The organism is Cellulomonas sp. URHB0016 (genome assembly GCF_054057935.1).
In genome coordinates, this window is the sequence record NZ_JBSRZU010000001.1 from 1846709 (window position 1) to 1872444 (window position 25736).

26 protein-coding genes are annotated in these 25736 nt (G+C 73.7%); 7 read left to right on the plus strand and 19 right to left on the minus strand.

The features are described from left to right. Positions 1–22: 22 nt before the first annotated feature. The 10 genes from pstB to ACVW07_RS08660 all read right to left on the minus strand — a co-directional run bounded on the left by pstB (position 23) and on the right by ACVW07_RS08660 (position 8245). A complete protein-coding gene (gene pstB, locus ACVW07_RS08615) occupies positions 23–802 on the minus strand; it encodes a phosphate ABC transporter ATP-binding protein PstB (protein WP_456818836.1) in 780 nt (259 codons plus the stop codon). Positions 803–846: 44 nt separating this feature from the next. Next, entirely contained in the window at positions 847–1800 is a 954-nt protein-coding gene (gene pstA, locus ACVW07_RS08620; protein WP_456818837.1) for a phosphate ABC transporter permease PstA, read from the minus strand. A gap of 1 nt (position 1801) precedes the next feature. Next, the gene (gene pstC, locus ACVW07_RS08625; protein WP_456818838.1) at positions 1802–2806 is read right to left on the minus strand and encodes a phosphate ABC transporter permease subunit PstC; all 1005 of its coding nucleotides are present in this window, start codon (positions 2804–2806) and stop codon (positions 1802–1804) included. 91 nt (positions 2807–2897) lie between these two features. After that, positions 2898–4007, minus strand: coding sequence for an extracellular solute-binding protein (locus ACVW07_RS08630; RefSeq protein WP_456818839.1), 1110 nt, complete (start codon positions 4005–4007; stop codon positions 2898–2900). Between the two features lie 416 nt (positions 4008–4423). Further along, on the minus strand, positions 4424–5149 hold the full coding sequence (locus ACVW07_RS08635) for a response regulator (RefSeq protein WP_456818840.1): 726 nt from the start codon (positions 5147–5149) through the stop codon (positions 4424–4426). Next, positions 5146–6402 carry a sensor histidine kinase gene (locus ACVW07_RS08640; RefSeq protein ID WP_456818841.1) on the minus strand — a complete coding sequence of 419 codons (1257 nt, stop codon included), beginning with the start codon at positions 6400–6402 and terminating at the stop codon, positions 5146–5148. The genes ACVW07_RS08635 and ACVW07_RS08640 overlap by 4 nt, the downstream gene beginning before the upstream one ends. Before the next feature lie 117 nt (positions 6403–6519). Then, on the minus strand, positions 6520–7002 hold the full coding sequence (locus ACVW07_RS08645; protein ID WP_456818842.1) for a DUF1269 domain-containing protein: 483 nt from the start codon (positions 7000–7002) through the stop codon (positions 6520–6522). Between the two features lie 12 nt (positions 7003–7014). Continuing rightward, positions 7015–7365: an SHOCT domain-containing protein gene (locus tag ACVW07_RS08650; RefSeq protein ID WP_456818843.1), complete on the minus strand. Its 351-nt coding sequence runs from the start codon at positions 7363–7365 to the stop codon at positions 7015–7017. Positions 7366–7375: 10 nt separating this feature from the next. Continuing rightward, the gene (locus ACVW07_RS08655) at positions 7376–7822 is read right to left on the minus strand and encodes a DUF6325 family protein (RefSeq protein ID WP_456818844.1); all 447 of its coding nucleotides are present in this window, start codon (positions 7820–7822) and stop codon (positions 7376–7378) included. 21 nt (positions 7823–7843) lie between these two features. After that, positions 7844–8245: a DUF7144 family membrane protein gene (locus ACVW07_RS08660; RefSeq protein ID WP_456818845.1), complete on the minus strand. Its 402-nt coding sequence runs from the start codon at positions 8243–8245 to the stop codon at positions 7844–7846. A gap of 166 nt (positions 8246–8411) precedes the next feature. Between ACVW07_RS08660 and ACVW07_RS08665 the strand changes: the two genes are divergently transcribed. The 3 genes from ACVW07_RS08665 (at position 8412) to ACVW07_RS08675 (ending at position 10250) form a co-directional block, all read left to right on the plus strand. Next, on the plus strand, positions 8412–8642 hold the full coding sequence (locus tag ACVW07_RS08665) for a hypothetical protein (RefSeq protein WP_456818846.1): 231 nt from the start codon (positions 8412–8414) through the stop codon (positions 8640–8642). 175 nt (positions 8643–8817) lie between these two features. Continuing rightward, complete coding sequence (locus ACVW07_RS08670) at positions 8818–9384, plus strand: RNA polymerase sigma factor (protein ID WP_456818847.1); 567 nt, start codon at positions 8818–8820, stop codon at positions 9382–9384. Then, positions 9381–10250 (plus strand): hypothetical protein, encoded by an 870-nt coding sequence (locus tag ACVW07_RS08675; RefSeq protein ID WP_456818848.1) that lies wholly within the window; start codon positions 9381–9383, stop codon positions 10248–10250. Before ACVW07_RS08670 ends, ACVW07_RS08675 begins: the two co-directional genes overlap by 4 nt. 73 nt (positions 10251–10323) lie before the next feature. Here the strand turns inward: ACVW07_RS08675 and ACVW07_RS08680 are convergent, their stop codons facing one another. Continuing rightward, positions 10324–12951, minus strand: coding sequence for a LuxR C-terminal-related transcriptional regulator (locus tag ACVW07_RS08680; RefSeq protein WP_456818849.1), 2628 nt, complete (start codon positions 12949–12951; stop codon positions 10324–10326). 197 nt (positions 12952–13148) lie between these two features. On the opposite strand from ACVW07_RS08680, the gene phoU reads away from it, so the two are divergent. Further along, on the plus strand, positions 13149–13808 hold the full coding sequence (phoU, locus tag ACVW07_RS08685; RefSeq protein ID WP_456818850.1) for a phosphate signaling complex protein PhoU: 660 nt from the start codon (positions 13149–13151) through the stop codon (positions 13806–13808). Between the two features lie 53 nt (positions 13809–13861). Then, positions 13862–14404 carry an MmcQ/YjbR family DNA-binding protein gene (locus tag ACVW07_RS08690; RefSeq protein WP_456818851.1) on the plus strand — a complete coding sequence of 181 codons (543 nt, stop codon included), beginning with the start codon at positions 13862–13864 and terminating at the stop codon, positions 14402–14404. A 38-nt stretch (positions 14405–14442) separates the two neighbouring features. Here ACVW07_RS08690 and ACVW07_RS08695 read toward each other — a convergent pair whose 3' ends face one another. From ACVW07_RS08695 to ACVW07_RS08710, 4 genes are all read right to left on the minus strand, one after another. Then, on the minus strand, positions 14443–15183 hold the full coding sequence (locus tag ACVW07_RS08695; protein WP_456818852.1) for a phosphoglyceromutase: 741 nt from the start codon (positions 15181–15183) through the stop codon (positions 14443–14445). A gap of 75 nt (positions 15184–15258) precedes the next feature. Beyond that, positions 15259–16560: a glycosyltransferase gene (locus ACVW07_RS08700; RefSeq protein ID WP_456821052.1), complete on the minus strand. Its 1302-nt coding sequence runs from the start codon at positions 16558–16560 to the stop codon at positions 15259–15261. Between the two features lie 146 nt (positions 16561–16706). After that, positions 16707–17780 (minus strand): lactonase family protein, encoded by a 1074-nt coding sequence (locus ACVW07_RS08705; protein WP_456818853.1) that lies wholly within the window; start codon positions 17778–17780, stop codon positions 16707–16709. A 162-nt stretch (positions 17781–17942) separates the two neighbouring features. Then, on the minus strand, positions 17943–19304 hold the full coding sequence (locus tag ACVW07_RS08710; protein WP_456818854.1) for an ROK family protein: 1362 nt from the start codon (positions 19302–19304) through the stop codon (positions 17943–17945). A 70-nt stretch (positions 19305–19374) separates the two neighbouring features. Here ACVW07_RS08710 and xylA point away from each other — a divergent pair, with 70 nt between their 5' ends. Together xylA and xylB are read left to right on the plus strand one after the other, a co-directional pair. Then, positions 19375–20562, plus strand: coding sequence for a xylose isomerase (gene xylA, locus ACVW07_RS08715; protein ID WP_456818855.1), 1188 nt, complete (start codon positions 19375–19377; stop codon positions 20560–20562). A gap of 82 nt (positions 20563–20644) precedes the next feature. Beyond that, a complete protein-coding gene (gene xylB / locus ACVW07_RS08720; protein WP_456818856.1) occupies positions 20645–22075 on the plus strand; it encodes a xylulokinase in 1431 nt (476 codons plus the stop codon). A gap of 261 nt (positions 22076–22336) precedes the next feature. Here xylB and ACVW07_RS08725 read toward each other — a convergent pair whose 3' ends face one another. From ACVW07_RS08725 to nadC, 4 genes are all read right to left on the minus strand, one after another. Further along, a complete protein-coding gene (locus ACVW07_RS08725) occupies positions 22337–22675 on the minus strand; it encodes a histone-like nucleoid-structuring protein Lsr2 (RefSeq protein ID WP_456818857.1) in 339 nt (112 codons plus the stop codon). A 69-nt stretch (positions 22676–22744) separates the two neighbouring features. Next, positions 22745–22933, minus strand: coding sequence for a hypothetical protein (locus tag ACVW07_RS08730; protein ID WP_456818858.1), 189 nt, complete (start codon positions 22931–22933; stop codon positions 22745–22747). A 10-nt stretch (positions 22934–22943) separates the two neighbouring features. Then, positions 22944–24380, minus strand: coding sequence for a lysine--tRNA ligase (gene lysS, locus ACVW07_RS08735; protein ID WP_456821053.1), 1437 nt, complete (start codon positions 24378–24380; stop codon positions 22944–22946). A gap of 311 nt (positions 24381–24691) precedes the next feature. After that, complete coding sequence (nadC, locus tag ACVW07_RS08740) at positions 24692–25645, minus strand: carboxylating nicotinate-nucleotide diphosphorylase (RefSeq protein ID WP_456818859.1); 954 nt, start codon at positions 25643–25645, stop codon at positions 24692–24694. Positions 25646–25736 lie beyond the last annotated feature (91 nt).

A 25736-nucleotide genomic window follows, 5' to 3' on the forward strand; every position in this document is an offset into this window, starting at 1 on the left:
GGGCGCCCCGCAGGCGGGACGGTCAGCCGAAGCGGCCCGAGATGTAGTCCTCGGTGGCCTGCTCGCGCGGCGAGGAGAAGATCGTCGACGTGTCGTCGATCTCCACCAGGCGGCCGGGCTGACCGGTCGCCGCGAGGTTGAAGAACGCGGTCCGGTCGGAGACGCGGGCGGCCTGCTGCATGTTGTGGGTGACGATCACGATCGTGTACTCGGACTTCAGCTCGGCGACGAGGTCCTCGATGGCCAGCGTCGAGATCGGGTCGAGGGCGGAGCACGGCTCGTCCATGAGGAGCACCTGCGGCTTCACGGCGATGGCTCGCGCGATGCACAGGCGCTGCTGTTGGCCGCCGGAGAGGCCGGAACCCGGGCGGTTCAGCCGGTCCTTGACCTCGTTCCACAGGTTCGCGCTGCGCAGCGACGTCTCGACGGCCTCCTCGGCGTCGCCCTTCGAGATCCGCTTGTTGTTCAGCCGGATGCCCGCGAGCACGTTGTCGGCGATGGACATCGTCGGGAACGGGTTGGGGCGCTGGAACACCATGCCGACCTGCCGGCGGACCGCCACGGGGTCCACGTCGGCGGCGTACAGGTCGATGCCGTCGATCTCGACGGTGCCCTGGACCCGTGCGCCCGGGATCACCTCGTGCATGCGGTTCAGCGTCCGCAGGAACGTCGACTTGCCGCAGCCGGACGGGCCGATGAACGCGGTCACTGACCGCGGGTCGACGGACATCCCCACGCCCGCCACGGCGAGGAAGTCGCCGTAGTAGATGTTCAGGTCCTTGACGTCGATGCGCTGTGCCATGGTCGTTCTCCTTGTCGACCGGCCCGGGGGCCGGTGTCGCGGGCTCATGCCCGGGTCTTGGGTGCGAACCAGCGGCTCACGCCGCGCGCCACGAGGTTGAGCAGCATGACGACCAGGATCAGCACGAGCGCCGCGCTCCAGGCCCGGTCGTAGTTGATCGTCGGGATGCACGCCTCGTCGCCGGGCGCACAGGGCACGAGGCCCGCTGCGTACTGCCGGTAGACGTACACGGGCAACGTCATCATGTTGCCCTCGAACACGTCGCGGTTGATCGAGTCGGTCGCGCCGACCGTGATGAGGAGCGGCGCCGTCTCGCCGATCACGCGCGCGATCGCGATCATCACGCCCGTCGTGATGCCCGCGACGGCGGTCCGCAGCACCACGCGGATGATCGTCAGCCACTTCGGGACGCCGAGCGCCAGCGACGCCTCACGCAGCTCGTTCGGGACGAGGCGCAGCATCTCCTCGGTCGAGCGGATCACGATCGGGATCATGAGCACCGACAGCGCCACGGCACCGACCACGCCGCTGCGCGAGTCCGGTCCGACGACGAGGTAGAACAGCGAGAACGCGAACAGGCCCGCGACGATCGACGGGATCCCCGTCATCACGTCGACGAAGAACGTCACGGACCGGGCGAGCCGGCCGGACCCGTACTCGACGAGGTACACCGCCGTGAGGATGCCGATCGGCACGGAGATGATCGCGGCGAGGCCGGTGATGAGGACCGTGCCGAGCAGCGCGTGGTAGATGCCGCCGGCGTCCATGCCGCCGTACACGTTGCGCATGGAGTGCGTGAGGAAGTACAGGTCGAAGCGCTCGAGGCCGTTGGCCAGCACGCTCCAGATCAGCGAGACCAGCGGGATCATCGCGACGACGAACGCGGCGTAGACGAGCGCGCGCATGACGCGGTCCTTGCGGCGGCGCGCCGGGTCGACCTGCGTCAGCGCGGTGCGCAGGGCGGACGCGTCGGTCGAGAGGGTGTCGGTGAGGGCCACGTCAGTTCGCTCCCGAGAAGTCCTTGCGCCGCGCGACGATCGCCCGGGCGGCCAGATTGACGAGCAGCGTGATGACGAAGAGTGCGAGGCCCGTCGCGATCAGCGTCGAGCGGCCGATGTCGTTCGCGTCGTTGAAGCGGGCGGCGATGTTCGCCGCGATCGTCTGCTGCTGGCTCGCGACGAGGAGCTTGAACGAGTAGAGCAGCCCGGGCGACAGGATCATGAGGACCGCCATCGTCTCGCCGAGCGCACGGCCGAGGCCGAGCATCGCGGCGGACGTGACCCCGGAGCGCCCGAACGGCAGGACCGCCATGCGGATGAGCTCCCAGCGGGTCGCCCCGAGGGCGAGGGCGGCCTCCTCGTGCAACCGGGGGGTCTGCAGGAACACCTCGCGGCTCACGGCCGTGATGATCGGCAGGATCATCACGGCGAGCACGATCGAGGTGGTCATCAGCACGCGGGGCGGGTTCGACGCGTTGCCGTGGTCGTCACCCGCGAACAAGGGGATCCAGCCGAACCAGTCCACCAGGAGCTGCCAGACCGGCTGCACCTTCGGCGCCAGCACGAGCACGCCCCACAGGCCGAACACCACCGACGGGATGGCCGCGAGCAGGTCCACGAGGTAGCCGAGCGCGTCGGCCATGCGGCGCGGAGCGTAGTGCGAGATGAACAGCGCGATCCCCACGGCGATCGGTACGGCGATGACCAGCGAGACGATCGCGGCGAGGATCGTGCCGAAGATCAGCGGTCCGACCACCGACCAGAGGTCGCCGCCCTCCGGGATCCACGCGATCTCCGAGGCGAGGTCGGGGTGGGTCAGCGCCGGCATCGCCTCCACGAGCAGGAAGATGGCGACCGAGGCGAGCACCGCGAGGATCAGGATCCCGGACCAGACCGCCACGTACCGGAAGCCGCGGTCGAACCCGCGGTCGGCGGGTCGTGACCGGCGCGGGGGCGTGCGGACGGGCGTGACCGGGGGGGTCGTCGCTGTCGTGGGTGAAGCCAACAGATTTCTCCTGTCGGGCAGTGGTGGTGCGTCGCCCGGTGGCCCCCAGGCAGGCGGCCCGCGGACCACCGGACGACGACGGTTCGCGCGACTACTTGGTGGTGATCGCGTCGATCGAGGCGAGGACGTCCGTGCGGAGCGCGTCGGGGATCGGCGCGGAGCCGGCGGCGGTCGCGGCCTGCGACTGACCCTCCTCGCCCGCGGCGTACGTCGCGTAGCCCTTGACCAGGTCGACCTTGTCCTGGCTGTCGTAGGTGCTGCAGACCACGAGGTAGGACACCAGGATGGCCGGGTAGGCGCCGGGCTCGGTCGTGGTCCGGTCGACCTTGACCACGACGTCGCCCTCGCCGCGGGCGTCGTCACGGGGCGAGACGGCCACCGTCTTGGCGGCGGCGTCCGCCGTCGGGGCCACGAAGTCGGTCCCGACACCGAGCGAGACCTTGCCGAGCGAGCCGACGGCCGACGCGTCGGCGTAGCCGATCGTGCCGGGTGCGGCCTGGATCGTCTGGACGACCCCCGACGTCCCGTTGGCGCCCTGACCGACCTGCACCGGCCAGGTGTTCGAGACCTCGTACGTCCACACGCTCGGCGCCGTCTTGGACAGGTAGTCCTGGAAGTTCTTGGACGTGCCCGAGTCGTCGGAGCGGTGCACGACCGTGATGGGACCGGAGAGCTTCGCGCCCGGGTTGAGCGCCGTGACGGCCGCGTCGTCCCACGTGGTGATCGTGCCGTTGAAGATCTTCGCGACGACGTCGGCCGAGAGGTTCAGCTCCTTGACGCCGTCGATGTTGAACGCGACCGCGATCGGGCTGATGTAGACGGGCAGGTCGATCCCCGAGCCGCCGAAGCAGCGCTCCGTCGACGACGCGAGCTCCTCCTCGTTCAGCGCGCTGTCCGAGCCCGCGTAGTCGAGCGAGGAGTCGAGGAAGCCCTTGCGGCCGGCACCCGAGTCGGTGGTCGTGTAGTTGACGGTGACGTCGGGGTTCGCCGTCTGGAAACCGGCGACCCAGGCCTGCTGCGCCTTCTCCTGCGCGCTCGAGCCGCCGCCGTTCAGCGTGCCGCCGAGGGTCGAGACAGCGGCGTCCGACCCGGTGGCTGCCGGGGCGTCGGTCGGGTTGTCGGAACCGCACGCCGACAGCGCGAAGGAGAGGGTGCCCACAAGGGCCACCGACCCGATGCGGCCGAGGAGGGGAAGCTTCACTGTGGTCCGTCCTGTCGATCATGCGCACCGGGGCGTGCGCGGCATGGCCGAAGGTAGGAACTGCACGTGACCGGTCGGGCGGTGCGAGGTGAACCCGGGGTGAACGCTGGCCGACGAGTCCGGACAGTTGTCCGGGAAGCGGCTCGGACACCTGGCTCCGCGGTCGGCCCGAGCCTGCGCCCCGCCCCGGGCCCGTGCCGCCAGGGCGGCCCCCACCCTCCACGGGGCTCCGGCTCAGTCCACTCCCCCTCCGGTCGGCCCGAGCCTGCGCCCCGCTCCGGGCGCGTGCCGCCAGGGCGGCCCCCACCCTCCACGGGGCTCCGGCTCAGTCCACTCCCCCTCTGGTCGGCCCGAGCCTGCGCCCCGCTCCGGGCGCGTGCCGCCAGGGCGGCCCCCACCCTCCACGGGGCTCCGGCTCAGTCCTCCGCGGTCAGCTTGTAGCCGAGGCCTCGCACTGTCACCAGCAGCACCGGGGTGGCGGGGTCGACCTCGATCTTGGCGCGGACCCGCTTGACGTGGACGTCGAGCGTCTTCGTGTCGCCGACGTAGTCCGAGCCCCAGATGCGGTCGATGAGCTGGCCGCGCGTGAGGACCCGGCCGGCGTTGCGCAGCAGCAGCTCCAGCAGCTCGAACTCCTTGAGCGGGAAGGCGGCGAGCTCGCCCCGCACGTGCACGGTGTGCCGCTCGACGTCCATCCGCACCGAGCCGGCGACGAGCACCTCGCCGTCGTCCGGTTCGGTGGACGCGCCCGTACCGGCCGGAACGCCCGCGGCGACGGGCACCTCGCGGCGGCGCAGCACGGCCCGTACCCGGGCGAGCAGCTCGCGGGACGAGTACGGCTTGGTGACGTAGTCGTCCGCGCCGAGCTCCAGGCCCACGACCTTGTCGATCTCGTCGTCCTTGGCCGTCAGCATGATGACCGGGACGTCGCTCGTGAGGCGCAGCCGGCGGCACACCTCGGTGCCGGGCAGGCCGGGCAGCATGAGGTCCAGCAGCACCAGGTCGGCACCGTGCGCGTCGAACTGCTCGAGCGCCTCCGGGCCCGAGGCGGCGGTCAGCACCTCGAAGCCCTCACGCTCCAGCTGGTACGTGAGGGGGTCGCGGTACGAGTCCTCGTCCTCGACGACGAGGATGCGGGTCATGAGGCGCTCCGGCGCACGGTGGGGGCTCCTTCGTCCGGGGTGTCGACGGTGCTGGGCAGGTTCAGGACGCTCGGCGGCGGTGCCGTGCTGGTCCCGACCAGGGCAGCGGCGGGCGCACCGTCACCGACCTCCGCGCGCGGCAGGCGCAGGGTGAACGTCGATCCGCGGCCGGGCTGCGACCACACGGTGACGTCCCCGCCGTGGTCGGCGGCGACGTGCTTGACGATCGACAGGCCGAGGCCCGTGCCTCCGGTGGCGCGGGCCCGTGCCGGGTCGACGCGGTAGAACCGCTCGAACACGCGCTCCTGCTCGTCGGACGAGATGCCGATGCCGTTGTCGACCACGGCGATCTCGACCAGGCCGTCGCGCACCTGGACGCCCACGCCGACGTGCGCCGCCTCGCCGGAGTAGGCGACCGCGTTGTCGAGCAGGTTGCGCACCGCGGTGACCAGCAGGTCCCGGTTGCCGAACACCCGGGTGCCCTGCTGACCACCGATGTCGAGGCGCACGTGCTTCGCGTCGGCCGTGGTTCGGGCCCGGTCGACGGCCTCGGACACCACGTCGTCGACCTCCACGATCGCCGGCTGCCCGAGAGCGCCCGCGACCTGGAGCCTGGACAGCTCGATGATCTCGTGCACGAGCGCGGAGAGCCGGATGGCCTCCGACTGCATCCGGACCGCGAACCTGCGCACGGCCGTCGGGTCGTCCGCCGCGTCCTCGATCGTCTCGGCGAGCAGGGAGATGGCCCCGACGGGCGTCTTGAGCTCGTGCGAGACGTTCACCACGAAGTCCCGGCGGATGGCCTCGAGCCGGCGGGCCTGCGTCTGGTCCTCGGCGAGCACCAGCAGGTGCCGCTCGCTGACCTGCGCGACGCGGACCTGCACGAGCAGCACGCCCGGACCGACCGGCCCGCGCGGGACCTCGAGCTCCTCGTCGCGGATCACGCCGTCGCGGCGGACCTGCGCGACGAGGTCGCGGATGGCGGCAGGTGCGATGCGGCCGTCCCGGACCAGACCGAGGGCGTGCGCGGGTGCGCTCGCCCGGACCACCGCGTCGTGCTCGTCGAGCACCACGGCCGCAGAACGCAGCACCGCCAGAGTGCGCACCACCCCGTCGTCGACCGCGGGCGCGGGCGTGTCCGGCGCGTGCCGCTGAATCCGGTCGCTCCATTGGAACGCCCAGATGGAGCCGACGCCGACGAGCACGCCGAGCGCACCGGCGATCAGCAGCGCGAAGCCGTCGTACCCGTCCACAGGCCCACAGTAAGCCGCAGGGACGTGTGCCCCGGGCGGTGACCGGCGCCTGCGCGAGGCCGTCGACGAGCGTTCATCGACCGTTCACCGGGGCACACGTCCCTCGTGACCAGCGGCTCAGCCGAAGGTCTCGAACAGGAGCGACTTCTCGGCTTCCGTGAGGTTGGTCGCCACGAGCGTCGAGTGCAGGCCGTGGAACCGCTCGCCCATGCGGTCGAGGTCCCCGTCCGTGGTGACCGCGCACAGCATGGAGGTGCCCGGCGTCACCTGCTGGCGGATGGTCTCCAGCTGGTCCGCGTTCAGGCCCAGCGCGGCGACCGCCTTGCTGCCTGCGCCGAGCGCGGCGCCGGCGGCCGCACCGAGCAGCGGGACGAAGAACAGCGTGCCGAACAGGAACCCCCAGAAGGCCCCCCACCCGGTGCCGCGTCGCTTGTCCTCGTTGACGTGCTGCATGTCGGGCCGGGCCGCGCCCTCCGGCCACGAGATGACCGCGCGGTCGATGACCTTGACCAGGCGGTCCTCCTCCGCGCTCTTGAGCGCGTCGGCGGCGTGCTGGGCGCCGTCCGGGGTGTCGAACTTCCAAGCGGTGAACGTCGTCATCGTCGTCTCCTCTCAGCCGAGCAGCTTGGCCTTGGCGCCCGCGAACTCGGCGTCGTCGAGCACGCCCGCCGCGTGCAGGTCGGCGAGCTGCTTGAGCTTCGCGATGAGCGGGTCCTCCGCCGCCGGGGCGGGGGCGGGCGGGGCGGCGTACTGGGCCTGGGCGACCGCCTGTCGGGCCGCCTCGTCGAGCGCGGCCTGCTGCTGCTGCGCCTCGTACTGCTGCTGCTCGTACGAGTCGGCCTGCTTGTTGGCCTGGTGGCGGTTCACCGCCCCCACGGTGGCCGAGGCGGTGCCGGCGATGACGGCGGTACGGGCGGCGGTCCCGATGAGTCCGGGGCGGCCCATCCGGCGAAGTGGTGGCATGGCGATCTCCTCAGTGCTGCTCGGTGGTGGCCTCGTCGAGCTCGGCGAGCTCGGCGAGCGCGTTGACGACCTCGGCGGGGATCCGCTCGGTGGCCAGGATGACGGCGCCCGCCTCGCGCGCGGCCCCGACGAACCCGCGGGCCCACACGTGCTCGACGACCGCGACGAGCGCCGAGCCGCCCGGCGGGACGCCCGCGCCGATGTCGTCGAGGTCCTCACCGCCGGTCAACCCGGCGCCGGGCAGCTCGAGGCCGGTGATCTGGAGCTCGTCACCGAAGTCCTCGACCTCGATGACACGGATGTCGCCGTCGAGCGACTTGCGGACGACCACCAGGTCGACCATGCGGACGGCGTCCGACGCGATGAGCCCGATCAGCTCGTCCCGTACCCGGTCCGGCACCCGGTCCTCGGGAAAGCCGATCGCGTAGAGGTCGACGGGTCCGAACACTTCAGCCATGACTGTGCTCCTCCGGTGTTCTCAGGACAGGCTGCGCTCGACCTCGGCGCCGTGGACGATCAGCGCCCACAGGATCACCACGTCGAGCACGATGACGACGAACGACCACCACGGGGTGCTCGGCAGGGACACGAACTGGGCGACCATGTTGAGCACCACGACGACCACGGCGAGGTACCGGGCCCAGCCGCTCCCGCCGAACAGGGCGAACCCGGCGACGACCAGCAGGAGACCGAGCACCAGGTGCACCCAGCCCCACGTCGACACGTCGACGACCGCGACGCCGTCGCCGGTCCACGCGAGCACGTGCTGCGAGGAGAAGACCGCCACCAGACCGGAGACGAGGTTGAACAGGCCCACCGTGAGCAGACCGAACGCCGCGAACCAGACCCAGCCGACCCAACCAGTCACCGTGCGCGCCATGCCGGCCTCCGTCACGTGCTCGCCACCCGGCCGGGTGCTCCCTGCCGTGGCTCCACTGTTCCCCCGCGTGCGGGTGCGTGCCTCACCCGCACGGGGTGAGGCCGCAGCGGCGATCTCACCCCGCGCGCGTGAGGCGGTCGCCCCCGGGCCGACGGACGCTGGTCAGGTGCTCTACCACATCCGGATCGACGGCAGCCCGCGGGGGGCGGACCTGCGGGACGCGCGGCTGCACGACTTCGCCGACATCGTGGAGACGCCGACGGACGCCGGGACCGTGCTGTCCTGCCGGGTGCCCGACAAGGCGGCGCTCACCGGGCTCGTCGCGCTGCTGCACGACCTGGGGCTCGACATCACGGAGCTGCACGTGGTGCCGGACGTCGAGGACGAGGCCGGCTGAGGCCCCGCCGCACCGCCCGGCGTCGGGCGTCCGGCGTCCGGCGTCCGGGAGCCGGGAACCGGGAACCGGGATCCGGGATCCGGGATCCGTCGAGCCTGCGCGGTCCGACCCGTGACTCGGCGACCGTCCGTGCCGGCGGTGACACACCGAGCCCGCTGGTGGACAGGTGGGGGGTATGAGCGAAGCACCGTGCCCTGCTGACCGGGAGCACATCTTCAGGTCGTTGTACGAGTCGGTGTACCCGGACCTCCTGAGGTTCGTGCAGCGCCGGGCACGTCCGGACCATGCCGACGACGTGACCGCCGACGCCTTCCTCGTCGTGTGGCGTCGGCTCGACGAGCTGCCGCCTCAGCTCGGTGACGCGCGTGCGTGGGTGTTCGGGATCGCCCGGAACCTGCTGCTGAACGACGACCGGGGAGAGCAGCGTCGCCGTGCCCTGACTGTGCGCCTCGCCGACGCCCGGACGTCCTGCTCCGTCGACGCGGGCACGGAGGAGGTCGTGAGCCGGGTCGACCTCGGCAGGGCGTGGCAGCGGCTCGCACCCCGTCATCAGGAGGTCCTCGCCCTCGCGGCGTTCGAGCAGCTCGGCGCGCCGCAGGCCGCCGCCGTGCTCGGCATCTCGCCGGTGGCGTTCCGGCTGCGGCTCAGCCGCGCTCGCCGAGCGCTCCGGCTCCACCTCGACCACCCGCCCGTGCAGGCCGCACGAGCGACCGGCATCCCGGAGAGGACCACCGCACCATGAACCGCACCGACGCCATCGACGCCGCCCTGCGCTCGCTGGACCCGGCCGACCGCCATGTCGACCCCATGGGCGCGCGGGCCCGCGCCGACCTCCGGGCGATCCTCGCCACCGACCCGGCCGCCGGGCCGTGCCTGCACGCGACGCCCCGAACCGCCCCGGCCCCGGCCCCGGCCCCGGCGACACCCCGACCCGCGACCACCCCCGTGCGCACGGTCCGGTGGACGACCCGGCGCGTCGCACTGGTCGGCGGCCTCGTGACCGCGGTCGCCGCGGGGATGGTGGCGATGCCGGCCGTCAGAGGTGGTGACCCGGCCTTCGCCACGTGGACGGCCGTCCCGACCGGTGTCCCTGCAGAGCAACGGCCGGAGGCGGCCGCCGACTGCCGCGCGAACCTGAAGGACGGCAGCGTCGGCGGCGACGACTTCGGGGACGAGCTCGACGGCGCGCAGACAGCGATCGCCGAGACCCGCGGGGTGTGGACCACCGTGGTGCTGACGGGCTCGGACGGGTTCACGGCGACGTGCATCACCGACGACAGCGCACCGTTCTTCGCGCAGGGCTCGATCGGCTCGATCGGAACCCCGACCGGCTACGTCCCTCCCGGGCCTCGTGAGGTGTTCGCGACGTCCCTCGGTGCGGGCACCATGGGTGCCGGCGACATCTCGACGGCCGCCGGCGCTGCGGGCGCCGACGTCGTCGGCGTCGTCTACCACAGCCGGACCCACGGGGACGTGGTCGCCACGGTCAACCTGGGGCAGTTCGCGCTCTGGTTCCCGGGCGACGAGCTCACCGACCTGTCGAACGGGGTGGACGTCGAGGTGACCTACCGCGACGGCACGACGGCGACCAGCCGGCTGACCCTCTGAACGCCCGGCACGCGTGCCGGGCGGCTCAGACCGGGCTGCTCCGACCGCGCGCCCCGGGCCGGGAGGTCTCCGGCTACATGAGGCCCTGCTCGGCAGCCAGCCGCACGGCCTCCCGGCGGCCGGCGACGCCGAGCTTGCGGTAGATGGACCGCTGGTGCGTCTTCACGGTGTTCGTCGAGACGAACAGCGCGGCGCCGATCTCCGTGGTGGTCATCGTGGAGCGCAGCCGCACGAGCACCTCGTGCTCCCGGGCGGTGAGCTCCCACGCACCGACCGCACCGCGGGACGTCCGGCTGGGAGGTCGGGCCGCGAGGAAGCCGGCCGCGAGCTCCTCGTGGGCGCTGCCCCACGCCAGGTGCGCAACGAGCAGGGCGTACAGGTCGTCGGCGCGGTCGACGAAGGGCCGGCGCAGGCCGTCCGGTGCGGCGACGGCGAGCGCGTGCTCGAGGCTGCGGTGCGCGGCGACGTCGTCCTGTTCCGCCGACCGCAGGAGCGCCCGCGTGAGGGCCGCCGACACCTCGACGTGGGCGCGGACCCGGACCGACGCGAGCCGGTCCAGGGTGCGGTCGGCCGCCAGGGGGTGGCCGGCCCGCCGTTCCGTCTCCGCCTCCCACACGACGGCGAGGGGGTGCGTGGCATCCGCGGCGACCGCGTGGACGGTCCGCAGCCCGGCGGCCAGGTCGCCGTGCCGCACGTGTGCGACCGTGTCGACGACCGCGAGCACGTCCGCGAACGGCGGCAGCGCACGCCACCGCGGGTCCTCCCCCGCGGCGGCGCGCGCCCGGGCGAAGCCAGCACCGTCGTCCTCGGCCAGGCACACCAGGGCCAGCACCGCGGCCGCCCGCACGGCGACCTCCGGGCGCTGCCGGCCCGCACCCGCCGCGGCCGCCGCCAGGTGGGAGCGCGCGTCCACGAGCCGGTCCTGCCAGAACGCCGCGAGGCCCCGGGCGAGGTGCGCCGACGCGAGCGCGCTCGTCCGCGTCCAGCCGGCTTCGGCGCCCTGGTCGAGCACGCGCTCCGCCGCGTCGTCGGCCCGGGCGACCTCGCCGTCGTCGGCGAGCAGCAGGCTCTGCTCCGCCCGGCAGCCGGCCGCGATCGCGGGCAGGCCGTGGGCCAGCGCCACCGTGGCACCCTCGGTGAGGTGCTCGCGTGCCCGGCGGGAGTCGTCGTCGACCTGTGCCTCCACCCGGCCCACCAGGTACAGGCCGAACGCCCGGGTCGCGGGGTCGACACCAGGCCGGCCCAGCGCAGGGGCCGCCCAGGCGACGGCCGGTGCCACCTGGCCGGCGGACGACAGGGCGGGCCCGAGGAGCCGGCCCACCAGCTCGTCGGCGTCCGACCACGCACCCTGGGCGGCCCGGCGAGCGTGCGCGAGCGCGACCAGGTCGCCCCGGCCGTCCTGCACGTCGGCCGCGGCCGTCGCGAGCAGGACACCCGAGTCCCGCGCGAGCGTGGCGGGCAGCTGCGCGAGCAGCCTGCGCAGCAGTGCCGTGTCGCCCTCGACGAGCAGGTCCGCCCAGTGCCCGTGCAGGAGGTCCGCGGCGAGCGCGTCGTCCCCGGCAGCGGACGCGTGCCGGACGGCGGACACCCAGTCGGAGGAGCGACGGTGCTCGGCGACCGCCCGGTGCGTCGCCGCCAGGAGGTCCGGGTCGCGGCGGCCGAGCAGCACCCGGCACTGGGCGGCGAAGAGGGCGTGCCAGCGGTACACGGGGCCGGCCGGCTCGGGCCCGGCCGGCCCGGCTCCCGACCCTCGGCCCGGCAGGGGGACCGTGCGTGTGAGGAACAGGCCTCGGGCCACGCACTCGTCGAGCAGGCGCGCACCGCCGGCCACCAGCCGTTCGGCGAGCACCGGGTCCATCACGTCGTCGACCGTGGCCCGCAGCACGAACTCCGCGAGCGCCGCAGGGAGCCCGGCGAGGACCTCGTCCACCAGGTAGTCCGCGACCGGCACCGTAAGGGCCGGCATCCGTCGCACCCGGGCGCCCGGGTCGGCGTCCGCCGCGAGCGACATCAGCGACATCCGTACCGCGACCGGCCAGCCGCCGGTCAGGCTCCGCAGCTCGCCGGCCTCACCCGCGCTGAGCACCACGCCGGAGGACGACGCGAGCCGAGCCACCTCCTCGCCGTCGAAGGCCAGGGTCCGCTCCCGGACCTCGCCGAGCTCGCCCGCCAGCCGGAGCCGGTGCAGCGGGAGGGGCGGGTCGTACCGGCTCGCCAGCACCAGGCGCAGACCGGGGGGCGCGTACCGGACGAGCCTGCCGAGCACCTGCCTGGCCACCTCCGCGTCGAGCTCGTGCACGTCGTCCACGACGACCACCAGACCGTCCGGCGTGCTGTCGAGCGCCACGAGCAGCTCGTCCACCGTCCGCGCGGCCGGTCGTGCCACGCCGGCTCGCCCGGCAGGGCCGGGGACCGCGACCGCGACGGCACCGGCGAGGCCGTGGACGAGGCGGACGGGGTCGTTGTCGGACGCGTCGAGCGCGAGCCACGCGACCGTCCGGCCCGGGGCCGCCGCGGCCCACGACGCCAGCAGCGTCGACTTGCCGAACCCTGCCGGCGCGACCACGAGCGTCACCCGGTGCGCCGCGACCAGCGCATCCAGCTCCTCGACACGGTCCGGGCGCGGCACGACGAACCGTCCGAGGGCGGGGACCGCCACCTTGACCCCCGGCGCGCCCACGAGCGCGCTCTGGCTGCTCACGTCCCGAACGTAACGGGCAATCCGGACGGGCGCGCACGATGAGGGAGACACGCCCCGTCGTCCGGAGGCACGGCGCAGCTCGCACACAGCTGCGGTGCCCAACAGCCTCCGTGCGTTCACCTGGGCGCGCCCGGCCGTTCACCTGTCGGTGCCAGCCTGGCGACCGCGCGGCACTCCGCCGCGAGGGAGAGGATCACATGCGGGACATCTTCGACGCCGAGCTGACCCAGCTGGGCGACGACCTGGTCACCTTGGCGAGCCGCGTCGAGCGGGCGATCACCGATGCGGGTGTCGCGCTCCTCACGGGAGACCTGGCCCTCGCCGAGCGGGTCATCGCCGGAGACCTCGAGATCGACGCCCTCGAGCGCGACCTCGACGAGCGCTGCGTGCTGCTGCTCGCACAGCAGGCGCCGGTGGCGACCGACCTGCGGATCGTCGTGTCCGCGCTGCGCATGAGCGCCTCGCTGGAGCGGATGGGCGACCTCGCGCGGCACGTCGCCCAGGTGGCCCGCGGACGGTACCCCCGGCACGCCGTGCCGCACTCGCTGTCGGGCGCGTTCGCGGAGATGCACGACGCCGCGGTCCGCGTCGCACGCCGCCTCACCACGCTGCTGAGCAACCGCGACCTCGCGATCGCCGAGAGCATCGAGCAGGACGACGACCTGCTCGACGAGCTGCACGAGGACACGTTCACGGCCCTGCTCGGCGGCTCCTGGACGGGAACCCCGCAGGAGACCGTCGACGTCACGCTCGTGGGCCGCTACTACGAGCGGTTCGGCGACCACGGCGTCAGCGTCGCACGCCGCGTCGTGTACCTGGTCACCGGGGCCGTGGGCGAGGAGATCTCCGCGTCCTGACGAGCGGCTCGCGCGCGCCGGTCCACGTCGGTGCCGGTCGCTACCGTGGGTCGATGGGCGAAGGACGCGTGCTCGGATGGGGCGACGCCGACGTCGCCGAGGCCCGGCGCCGGCTCGGGGCGGTCGTCGAGCGCCTGCCGGGGACCACGGCCGACGTCGACGAGTACGGCAACACCGGGTTCTTCACGCGCGGCAAGCGGTTCGCGTGGCTCCTGCCCGACCACCACGCCGACGGCAGGCTCGCGCTGTGGTGCAAGGCGGACCGGCACGAGCAGCAGGCGATCGTGGCGCGCGACCCCGAGCGGTACTTCGTCGCGCCGTACATGGGCCGGTTCGGCTGGGTCGCGGCGCACCTCGACGCGGCGCACTCCCCGGACTGGGACGAGCTGGCCGAGATCGTCGAGGCCGGCTGGCGGATGTCCGCCACGCGAGCCGCGATCGCGGCGTTCGACTCGGCGTCCGGCTCACGGTCCGATGCGCGGTCCGATGCGGCGTCCGGCTCACGGCCCGATGCGCGGTCGGGTGCGGCGTCCGATCCGCGGTCCGGTGCGGCGTCCGCCGCCGGGACGCCGACGCGCCGGCCACCCGAGGGGTGACCGGCGCGTCGGCACGCGGTGGGTCAGCGCAAGGTCGGTCAGCGACCCTGGTTCGCGACCGCCTTGATGGCCTCCTCGGCCGCCGCCGGGTCGAGGTACGTGCCGCCCCGGTTGGTCGGCTTGAGGGTCTCCTCGTCGAGCGTGTAGAGCAGCGGGATGCCGGTCGGGATGTTGATGCCGGCGATCGTCGCGTCGTCCACGTCGTCGAGGTGCTTGACCAGGGCGCGGATCGAGTTGCCGTGCGCGGCGACGAGCACGACCTTGCCGGTCCGCAGGTCGGGGACGATGTCCGACTCCCAGTACGGCAGCGCACGGTCGAGGACCTGCGCGAGCGCCTCGGCGAGCGGGATCGGCTCACCGGCGTACCGCGGGTCCGCGTCCTGCGAGAACTCCGAGCCGGGCGCGATGTCCGGCGGCGGCACGTCGTACGAGCGGCGCCAGAGCATGAACTGCTCCTCGCCGTACTCGTCGAGCGTCTGCTTCTTGTCCTTGCCCTGCAGGGCGCCGTAGTGGCGCTCGTTCAGGCGCCAGCTGCGCTTCACGGGGATCCAGTGGCGGTCCGCGGCGTCGAGAGCGAGGTTCGCCGTGGTGATCGCGCGGCGCAGGAGCGACGTGTGCACGACGTCCGGCAGCACGCCGGCGTCGGTGAGCAGCGTGCCACCGCGCTTCGCCTCCTCGACGCCCTTCTCGGACAAGGGCACGTCCACCCAGCCGGTGAACAGGTTCTTGGCGTTCCACTCGCTCTCGCCGTGGCGGAGCAGCACGAGGGTGTAGGTCATGGGGCCATCCTGCCGTAGCACCGGCGGGGGTGTCCGGGACGTCCGTCGCTGGTGCGGCCGGACCGGGACACCAGTTCAGCGACCCTCGGCGGCGATGCCGTACACCTTGAGCAGCTGGTCCGCGGTGGTGCCCCAGCCGAAGCGCTCGGCCAGCCGCCGGGCGCCGCCGGACATCGTCGCGAGCACCGACCGGTCGGCGAGCACGTCGCACAGCACGTCCGCCCAGACCGCGGGGTCGTGCCCCTGGACGAGCCGGCCCGACACGCCGTCGTCGACGATCGAGCGGAGCCCGCCGACGGCCGCGGCGACGACGGGCACGCCGCTGGCCTGCGCCTCCGCGGCGACCAGCCCGAAGGACTCGCTCCGGGACGGCATCGCGACCACGTCGGCCGCGTGGTACCACGTCGCCAACGTGTCGCGGTCGGCGGGCGGGCGGACCAGGACGTCGTCGGAGACACCCGTGACGGACGCGAGCGCCTGCAGCTCCCGGACCGAGGTCGACCGGCCGGACGGTCCGCCGAGCACGACGAGCAGCGGGACGGGACGCCCGGTGGCACGCAGCACGCCGAGGGCACGCACCAGCACGTCGGGGGCCTTGAGCGCCTGGACACGGCCGGCGAACAGGACGACGTCGCGGTCGACGGGGAGGCCGAGGGCGCGTCGGGCCTCGACGCGCGCGGCGGGCGAGACGGGCGCGAACCGGTCGAGGTCCACGCCGGGCTCGACGATGTGCACGCGGGACGGGTCGGCGCCGTACAGGTCGACGAGCTCGTGCGCCTCGCACGGGGTGCTGGCCACGAGGGCGTCCGCCTCGGCGACCACCTGCTCCTCGCCGAGCACGCGGCCGTGCGGCTCGGGCGTGTCACCGGGCGCGAGGGACGCGTTCTTCACGCGGGCCAGGGTGTGGGCGGTGTGCACGAGCGGCACCTCCCAGCGGTCGGCGGCGACCCGGCCGACCTGGCCGGACAGCCAGTAGTGCGAGTGCACCACGTCGTACCAGCCCGGTCGGCGGGCCGCCTCGGACCGCAGCACGCCGGCAGCCATGCCGCAGAGGACACCCGGGAGGTCGTTCTTGTCGAGCCGTTCGAACGGGCCCGCGGGCACGTGGTGCACCAGCACCGGCGGCGTCACGCCGGGCTCCACCGCGGCGGCCAGGAGCACGTCGCGGGACTCGTCGTGCGTCAGGTCCCGCCCTGTCCTGTCGGTGCCGGGCAGCACCACCGTCTCGGGCACGTCGGAGGAGACGGCACGCGTGAAGATCTCGACGCGCGCGCCGCGGGCGGCGAGCGCTCGGGACAGCTCGAGCACGTACACGTTCATGCCACCCGCGTCACCGGTGCCGGGCTGCTCCAGCGGCGAGGTGTGCACCGAGAGCATGGCGACGCGCGGGGGATGGTCGAAGGTCACGGGAGCTCCTGGGGGCGGGCGGGTCTGCGCCCATTCTCCCGCATCCCGTGTCAGGCGCCCGTCGCCGCGGTGTGCGGGGCGGTGCCCGTCAGCAGCGGTGCGCGGGGCGGTGCCCGTCAGCCGCGGCCGACCACCACGCACGCCGGGGAGGGCACCGCGGCCGAGCCGACCCGCGCCCCGCCGGCATCGAGCACCACGAGCCCGCCGTCCTCCTGCTGCGCGACGACCGTCCAGCCGTCGACGACCACGTGGTGCCGCGGCCAGCTTCCCGGCAGCGCGTGCTCGTCGTCCGGGCGCAGCAGCCCGTCGTCGTCCACCCAGAAGGTCGCGACGACGTCCGGCCCGCGCACGCCGACGAGCAGCCGGTCCCCGTCGATCAGCACGTGCGCCGGGAGCCGGCGGTCCGGGTCGCCGGTGGACGCCGCGGGGAGCGTCTGCACGACCTCGCCGCGGGCCGTCGGCCCGTCCCAGGCCAGGACGTGCACCGACGAGTCGAGCTCACCCGCCACGTAGGCGCGGCTCCCGTCGGCCCCGAACGCGAGGTGCCGCGGCCCGGTGCCGGGGGGCAGCTTGACCGCGACCCCGTCCTCGGTGAGCAGCCCGGACTCGAGGTCCCGCGAGTACCGCCGCACCTCGTCGGTCCCGAGGTCGACGACGAGGACGTGGTGGCCCCCGGGAGCCGTCGCCACGAAGTGCGCGTGCGGCGCCTCCTGCCGCTCCTGGTGCGGCCCGGCACCCGTGTGGCCGAGGACCTGGGCAGGGCCGCCGGCGGCGAGCACCTCGTCGTCGAACCGGCCCTCGGCGTCCAGCGGGAGGACGCCCAGCGTGCCGGAGCTGTAGTTCGCGACGAGCAGCGTCCGGGCGTCGTGGTCGAGCAGCAGGTGGCACGGGTCCGCACCGCCGGACGCGACCGTGACGCGGGGCCGCAGGCTGTCGCCGACCACGTCGAACGAGGTGACCGAGCCGTCGTGCTGCTCGCCGACGGCGTACAGCACCGGAGCGGTGGGGTGCGCGACGAGGAAGGACGGCGCCGGGGTCTCGGCGACGAGGCGCGCGTCCAGGAGGGCTCCCGTGGCCGGGTCCAGGCCCACCCGCCAGATGCCTTCACCGAGGCCTGCCGGGGTACCGGCCCCCGCCGCCGGGTACGTGCCGATCCAGAGCGGGCGGAGGTTCTCGGGCTGCGCGGTCACGGTCCCCGAGCCTACGGCGGGGTGGCGGTCCACGGCCCGTCGTGACGGGGACGTGAGCCACGGCAGGCACGCCGACCGCGAGCGGGTCTCGACGGTCGGCACATCGACGTCGCCGGGCGTGGAGCGGCACCTGCGGGTGACCGGCCTCGACGTCGCTCCCGCTCAGGGCGCCGCCGCGGCGACCTCCGCGTCGACCAGCCACGCGGCCGGCTCGGCGACCACCTGCCCCAGCACGGCGAGCGCTCCCCCGGTCATCGCCGCGAGGTCCCCGGCGCGCGCCACGTCCACGGACGGCAGCGCCCACGGCGCGGCGAGGACGCGGTTCGACAGGGCGGCGAGGACCGGTCCGCGGAGGTGGTCGGCGAGCCGCGCGTACGTGCCACCGAGCACGACGTGCCCGACGTCGACGAGGTTGACGACGTTGGCGAGCGCGACGCCGAGGGCCGTGCCCGCGGCCGCGAGCGCGGCGTGCGCGTCGGGCTCCCCCGCACGGGCCGCGGCGAGCAACGGCTCGACGCCGGCTCGCCGGTCGAGACCCGCGGCACGCAGCATCGCGTCCTGCCCGGCGACCTGTTCGAGCGTGCGCCCACCGGCCACGACCGTGTGCCCGAGCTCGCCGGCCCAGCCGTGGCGCCCGGCGAAGATCTCGCCGTCCAGCACGAGCGCCGCACCGATGCCGATCTCGCCGGAGACGTACACGAAGCTCGGGGGGCCGGCGGCGCGGCGCAGGTCCGCCTCCGCACGAGCGGCGAGGTCGGCCTCGTTGGCGAGCTGCAGCGGCAGGTCCCGCAGGACGGCGGAGGAGCGGGAGAGCAGGCCGGCGACGTCGACCTCGCGCCAGCCGAGGTTCGGGGCCAGCAGCAGCGTGCCTGCGACGCGGTCCACAAGACCGGGCAGTGCGAGGGCGACGCCCGCGAGCCGGACCGCAGGGCCGCCAGGTGCGCCGGCGCCCATCCGGTCCGGCCCAGCCGCACCGACCTCGTCCGTTGCGCCCGCACCGTCCTGGTCCGACGCGCCCGCACCGGCCTCGTCCGACGCGCCCGTACCTCGCCCGTCGGGCGCCTCCGCTCCCGCACCGGCTCCCGGCCCGGGCAGCGCGCTCACCGCCTCGTCCACCAGCGCGCCGAGCTCCGCGAGCACGGCCGCCGGGTCGCTGCCCCGGAAGTCCCCGTGCACCACGCGCTCGACGAGCACGACACGGGCGAGGTCGACCACGCGGACGCCCAGGTAGTCGACGTTCAGCTCCGCCCCGAGCGCTGCGAGCGTGCCGGACGGGGCGGCGAGCGGCACGGCAGGCCGGCCGGCGCGCAGGGTCGGCACGGGCTCCAGCTCGGCGACGAGGCCGGACACGACGAGCCGGTCGACGAGCGCCGAGACGGTCGCGCGCGCCAGTCCGGTCGCGGACGCGACGTCGGCGCGGGACGGTGGTGGTGCACCCGTCGCAGCGGCGTCGAGGACCTCACGCAGGACGATGCCCAGATTGTGCTCGCGCAGGCTCCCCTGTCGAGCGGCAGTCGTCCTCATGGCTTGACCCTAGCGGCGATCGCGCATAAGTTCAGCCACACAACAAATCTCGACGCTGAGAGGTCTGACGATGGTCCGCAAGCCCACCCGTGACGACAAGTTCTCCTTCGGCCTGTGGACCGTGGGATGGAACGCGCAGGACCAGTTCGGTTCCGCGACCCGCTCCTGGCTCGACCCGGTCGAGTCCGTGCACAAGCTCGCCGAGCTCGGCGCGTCGCACGTGACGTTCCACGACGACGACGTCGTGCCCTTCGGTTCCGACGCCGCCGAGCGTGACCGCATCCTCGAGTCCTTCAAGAAGGCGCTCGCCGAGACCGGCATCACGGTCGAGATGGTCACCACCAACACGTTCAGCCACCCGATCTTCAAGGACGGCGCGTTCACCTCGAACGACCGCCGCGTGCGCCGCTACGGCCTGCGCAAGATCATCCGCAACGTCGACCTCGCCGCCGAGCTCGGCGCCGACACGTTCGTCATGTGGGGCGGGCGCGAGGGCGCCGAGTACGACTCGGCCAAGGACCTCAACGCCGCGCACGACCGCTACGCCGAGGGCATCGACACCGTCGCCGCGTACATCAAGGAGAAGGGCTACGGCCTGCGCATCGCGATCGAGCCCAAGCCCAACGAGCCCCGCGGCGACATCCTGCTCCCGACGGTCGGCCACGCCCTGGGCTTCATCGCCAAGCTCGAGCACGGCGACATCGTCGGCCTGAACCCGGAGACCGGGCACGAGCAGATGGCCGGCCTGAACTACACGTCGGGCCTCGCCCAGGCGCTGTGGGCCGAGAAGCTCTTCCACATCGACCTCAACGGCCAGCGGTCCATCAAGTACGACCAGGACCTGGTGTTCGGTCACGGCGACCTGTTCTCGGCGTTCGCCACGGTCGACCTCGTCGAGAACGGCTTCCCCGCCGGCGGTCCCCGCTACGACGGCCCGCGCCACTTCGACTACAAGCCGTCGCGCACCGAGGACTTCCAGGGTGTCTGGGACTCGGCCGCGGCCAACATGGCGACGTACATCCTGCTCAAGGAGCGCGCGCAGGCCTTCCGCGCCGACCCCGAGGTGCAGGCGGCGCTCGAGGAGTCGGGTGTGCTCGAGCTCGCGCAGCCGACGCTCGCCGAGGGCGAGACGCTCGCTGACCTGCTCGCCGACCGCTCGGCGTACGAGGACCTCGACGTCGACGCGGTCGGTGCGCGCGGCTTCGGCTTCGTCCGCCTGAACCAGCTCGCTCTCGAGCACGCCCTCGGAGCCCGCTGACCTCAGCCGTCTTCCCCTCGCCGGCCGGGCCCGTCTCCGCAACGGGCCCGGCCGGTTCCCCATCTGCCACCGAAGGAACGTCATGGCCCTCGTCGCCGGCGTGGACTCGTCCACGCAGTCCTGCAAGGTCGTCGTCCGCGACGCCGACACCGGCGCCCTCGTGCGCAGCGGTCGCGCCTCGCACCCCGACGGCACGTCCGTCGCCCCGTCGCACTGGTGGGACGCGCTCCAGACCGCGATCGCCGACGCGGGAGGCCTCGACGACGTCGAGGCCATCTCCGTCGGCGGCCAGCAGCACGGCATGGTCACGCTCGACGAGACCGGCGAGGTGGTCCGCGACGCGCTGCTGTGGAACGACACCCGCTCCGCGCCGGCCGCCCTGGAGCTCATCGACGAGCTCGGCGGCCCGCAGGCCTGGGCCGACGCCGTCGGGTCGGTCCTCGTCGCGTCCCTCACCATCACCAAGCTGCGCTGGCTGCGCGACGCCGAGCCCGAGAACGCCGCCCGGGTCGCCGCGGTGGCCCTCCCCCACGACTGGCTGACATGGCGGCTCGCCGGCCACGGTCCCGGGTCCGGCTCGACCGGGCTGGACGCCCTCGTCACGGACCGGTCCGACGCGTCCGGCACCGGTTACTGGTCGCCCGCCACCGGTGAGTACCGCCACGACCTGCTGGAGCTCGCGCTCGGACACTCCGCCGCCCTGCCCGTGGTGCTCGGCCCGTCCGACGCAGGACCCCGGTCCGCCGTCGGCGCGCTCAAGCCCGTCCTCGGCCCCGGTGCCGGCGACAACGCCGCCGCCGCGCTCGCGCTCGGTCTCGGCCCGGGCGACGTCGCCGTGTCGATCGGCACGTCCGGCGTCGTCTCGGCCGTGGCCCCCACCGTGACGGCCGACGGCACCGGGATGGTCACCGGCTTCGCCGACGCGAGCGGCGCGTTCCTGCCCCTGGCCTGCACGCTCAACGCGTCGCGCGTGCTCGACGCGGCAGCCCGTCTGCTGGGCACCGACCACGCCGGTCTGTCCGCGCTGGCGCTCTCGGCCCCCGCGGGCGCCGACGGCCTCGTGCTCGTCCCGTACCTGGAGGGCGAGCGCACCCCCAACAAGCCCGACGCGACCGGCGCCCTGCACGGCGTGCGGCTCAGCAACACGACGCCCGCGCACCTCGCCCGGGCCGCCGTGGAGGGCATGCTGTGCGGCCTGGCCGACGGCATCGACGCGCTGCGCGCGCAGGGGGTCGCCGTCGAGCGGCTGTTCCTCATCGGCGGTGGCGCACAGTCCGAGGCCGTGCGGCGGATCGCCCCGTCGGTGCTCGGGCTCGACGTGCTGGTCCCGACGCCCGGCGAGTACGTCGCCGACGGTGCCGCGCGGCAGGCGGCGTGGGTGCTGTCCGGCGCCGCGCAGCCGCCGTCGTGGAGCGCCGCGACGACCGCGGAGCGGTACTCGGGCGACCCCGTGACCCGCGTGCGTGAGCAGTACGCGGCGGTGCGGGACCTCACGGCCGCACGGCCGCTCTGAGCGGTCCCGCCCTCAACGGACCGGCGCCGGAGGGCTCCACCCGGCCGGCGCCGGTCCGTCCGCCTCCGGCACACCCCGGTGCGCGGACAGTCGAGAGCCCGGCACCCTGGCTTCACCAGGGTGCCGGGCTCTCGTGCGTCGTCCGGCCGGGCGGGGGTCCCGGACGTGCTCAGCGGTCCGTGCTCAGCCGTTCATCCTCAGACGTCCGACCAGCCGTTCGTGCTCAGCGGTGCTCGGCGGTATGCGCTCAGTGCTCAGCGCTCAGTGCGCCGCGTCGTAGGCGGCCTTGACCTCCGCCGAGATGCGGCCGCGCTCCGACACGTGGTGCCCGTTCGCCTTGGCCCACTCGCGGACCGCCTGCGCGTCGCCACTGGCGGCGCGCCGGTTGCGGGTGGCACCCGCCGAGCGGGTGGACGAGCTCCGGCCCCCGACCTTGCGGGCGTTGGCCACCCACGACGCGAATGCGTCGCGCAGCTCGGCCGCGTGAGCGGTGGTGAGGTCGATCTCATAGGTGACGCCGTCGACACCGAACGTGACAGTCTCGTCTGCCGTTCCGCCGTCGATGTCGTCAACAAGGGTCACGACGGTCTTCTGCGCCATTGTTCACTCCGGGGATGCGATGTGCGAAATGCGGGTCGAGTGCAGCATCGCATCCCGAGTAATGCAGCGTCAAACGCTCGTGGGAGATTCGCCATTCTTGGCCGCGACTTCCGCGGCACGTTCCGCGGCATCCATTCTGGCCAAAGCCTGCCGCTCGGTCCGGTCGGCATTCACCAGCGCACGGATCGCGAGCCAGAACAGGAAGCCGACGCCGACCGACGGGATGATCGCCGCCAGGGCCGTGAGCAGGGTTTCCATACCGATTCCCTCAGCCCAGCGGCTTCACGAGCGGGAACAGGATCGTGTCGCGGATGCCGCGGCCCGTGAGCGCGATGAGCAACCGGTCGATTCCCATGCCCATCCCGCCCGACGGCGGCATCGCGTGCTCCATCGCCGTGAGAAAGTCCTCATCGATGCGCATGGCCTCGTCGTCGCCACGGGCCGCAAGGGCGGCCTGCGCCTCGAAGCGTTGACGCTGCACCACGGGGTCGACGAGCTCCGAGTAGGCAGTGGCGAGCTCCATGCCCCGCACGTACAGGTCCCATTTCTCGACGAGACCGCGCTTGGTGCGGTGGTCCCGGGTCAACGGTGACGTCTCCACCGGGAAATCACGCACGAACGTGGGTGCGACCAATGCGTGGCCGACGTGGTGCTCCCAGAGCTCCTCGACCATCTTGCCGTGGTTGCGCTGGGCGGGGGCGAGCTCGATCTCGGCCTTCTCGAGCAGCAGGAGCAGCGTGGCGTCCGGGGTGTCGTGCGTGATCTCGTCGCCGAGCGCGTCGGACAGGGAGTCGTACATGGGCAGGTGCGTCCACTCGCCCCCGAGGTCGTACTCGGAGCCGTCCCCGAGCGTCACGACCGTGGTGCCGAGCGCCTCGAGCGCCGCCGTCTGCACCAGGTCCTGCGTGAGCGCCGCCATCGTGTCGTAGTCGCCGTAGGCCTCGTACGCCTCCAGCATCGCGAACTCCGGCGAGTGGGTCGCGTCGACGCCCTCGTTGCGGAAGTTGCGGTTGATCTCGAAGACGCGCTCGACGCCGCCGACGGCCGCGCGCTTGAGGAACAGCTCGGGAGCGATCCGCAGGAACAGCGGGATGTCGAACGCGTTCATGTGCGTCTCGAACTGGCGTGCCGCCGCTCCCTCGGGGCGGACCTGCAGCATCGGCGTCTCGACCTCGATGTACGACCGGCGGTGCAGGTTCTCGCGGACGGACCGCAGCACGGCCGCCCGCAGTCGCACCATGTCCCGGGCGCGCTGGCTGACGATGAGGTCGACGTACCGCTGACGGACGCGCGCCTCCTCGGACAGCTCGGTGCCCTCGTACAGGTTCGGCAGCGGCCGGATCGCCTTCGCGGCCAGCTGCCACGCGTCGGCGAACACCGACAGCTCGCCGCGGCGTGACGCGATGACGCGGCCGTGCACGAACAGGTGGTCACCGAGGTCGACGTCCGCCTTGAAGGCGGTCAGCCGCTCCTCGCCCACCTCTGCCAGGCTGAGCATCGCCTGGAGGCGGTTGCCCTCGCCGTCCTGCAGCGTCGCGAAGCAGAGCTTGCCCGTGTTGCGCAGGAACACGACGCGACCCGCGACGCCGACGACGTCGTCCGTCTCGGTCCCGGGCTCGAGGTCGGGGTGCGCCCCGCGGACCTCGGCGATCGTGTGCGTGCGCGGCACGCCCACCGGGTACGCCTCGACGCCGTCGGCGAGCATGCGGGCGCGCTTCTCCTGGCGGACGCGGATCTGCTCGGGGGTGTCGTCGACCGTGTCGTCGACCAGCTTCGAGCCTGTCTCGGGGGCGTCCGGCGTCTCGCTCACCGGGCGATTCTACCGGCGCGTTGCTGCCGTCCCTCCCGTCACCGCGGGCGGTCAGCACCGGTGCGTCGAGCCGGATCCCGCAGCGCCGGCCGTCAGGGGAACCGTCAGACAGGCCGTCAGACGAGCCGTCAGACGGGCCGTCAGACGGGCCCTCAGGCGGGGCGCCGCCAGACGAGCCGTCAGGCGGGCCGCCGCCCGACGGGCCGTCAGACGGGCTGGAGGTCGAGCGCCAGGTCGAGGATGGGCGACGAGTGCGTCAGGCCGCCCACCGACAGGAAGTCGACGCCCGTCGACGCGACCTCCCGGGCCCGGTCGAGCGTGAGGTTCCCGGTCGCCTCGAGCTCGACCCGCCCGGTCGTGACCTCCCCCGCCCGGACCGCCGCGACGACCTCGGTGAGCAGCGGCGTCGGCATGTTGTCGAGCAGCAGGAAGCGTGCGCCGGCGGCGACGGCCTCGAGGGCCTGGTCGAGCGTGTCCGCCTCGACCTGGATCGCCACGTCCGGGAACCGGCTGCGTACCGCGTGCACCGCGGCAGCGACGGACCCGGCGGCGACGACATGGTTGTCCTTGATCATGGCGACGTCGTACAAGCCCATGCGCTTGTTGGTTCCGCCGCCGCACCGGACGGCGTACTTCTCCAGGGCCCGCAGGCCCGGGGTGGTCTTGCGCGTGTCCAGCACGAGGGCGCCCGTACCCTCCAGCGCCTGGGCCCACCGCCGGGTGTGCGTGGCGACGCCCGACGCGCGCGACGCCAGGTTGAGCAGCGTGCGCTCCGCGACGAGCACGACCTGCACCGGGCCGGACAGCTCGGCGAGCACGTCGCCACGGACCACAGCGGAGCCGTCCTCGACGAGCACCCGGTACGCGACTACGGGCAGGCCGAGCCGGTCGGCGACCTGGCGGAGCACCTCTGGGACGACGACGAGCCCGGCGACGACGCCGTCGGCCCGGGCGACGAGCGCCGCCGTGCCCCGGGCGTCCGGCGGGATCGTCGCCTGAGTCGTCACGTCCCTGCCCGGTGCTGCGCCCAGGTCCTCGTCGAGGGCCGTCGCCACGGTCCTCGCGAGCCAGCCGGGGTCGAGCGTGCCCGGGTCGAGCGGGCCCGGGCCCGTGGTCCCACCGGTCGTCGAGGAGCGGTCCGGGGCGGGGGACGAGGTCACGCCCGTCACCGTAACGCGCCCCGCGCCGGGGACGACCGAGGGGCCCAGGGAGCGGATCTCGCCACTCCCTGGGCCCCTCGTGGCCGTCAGG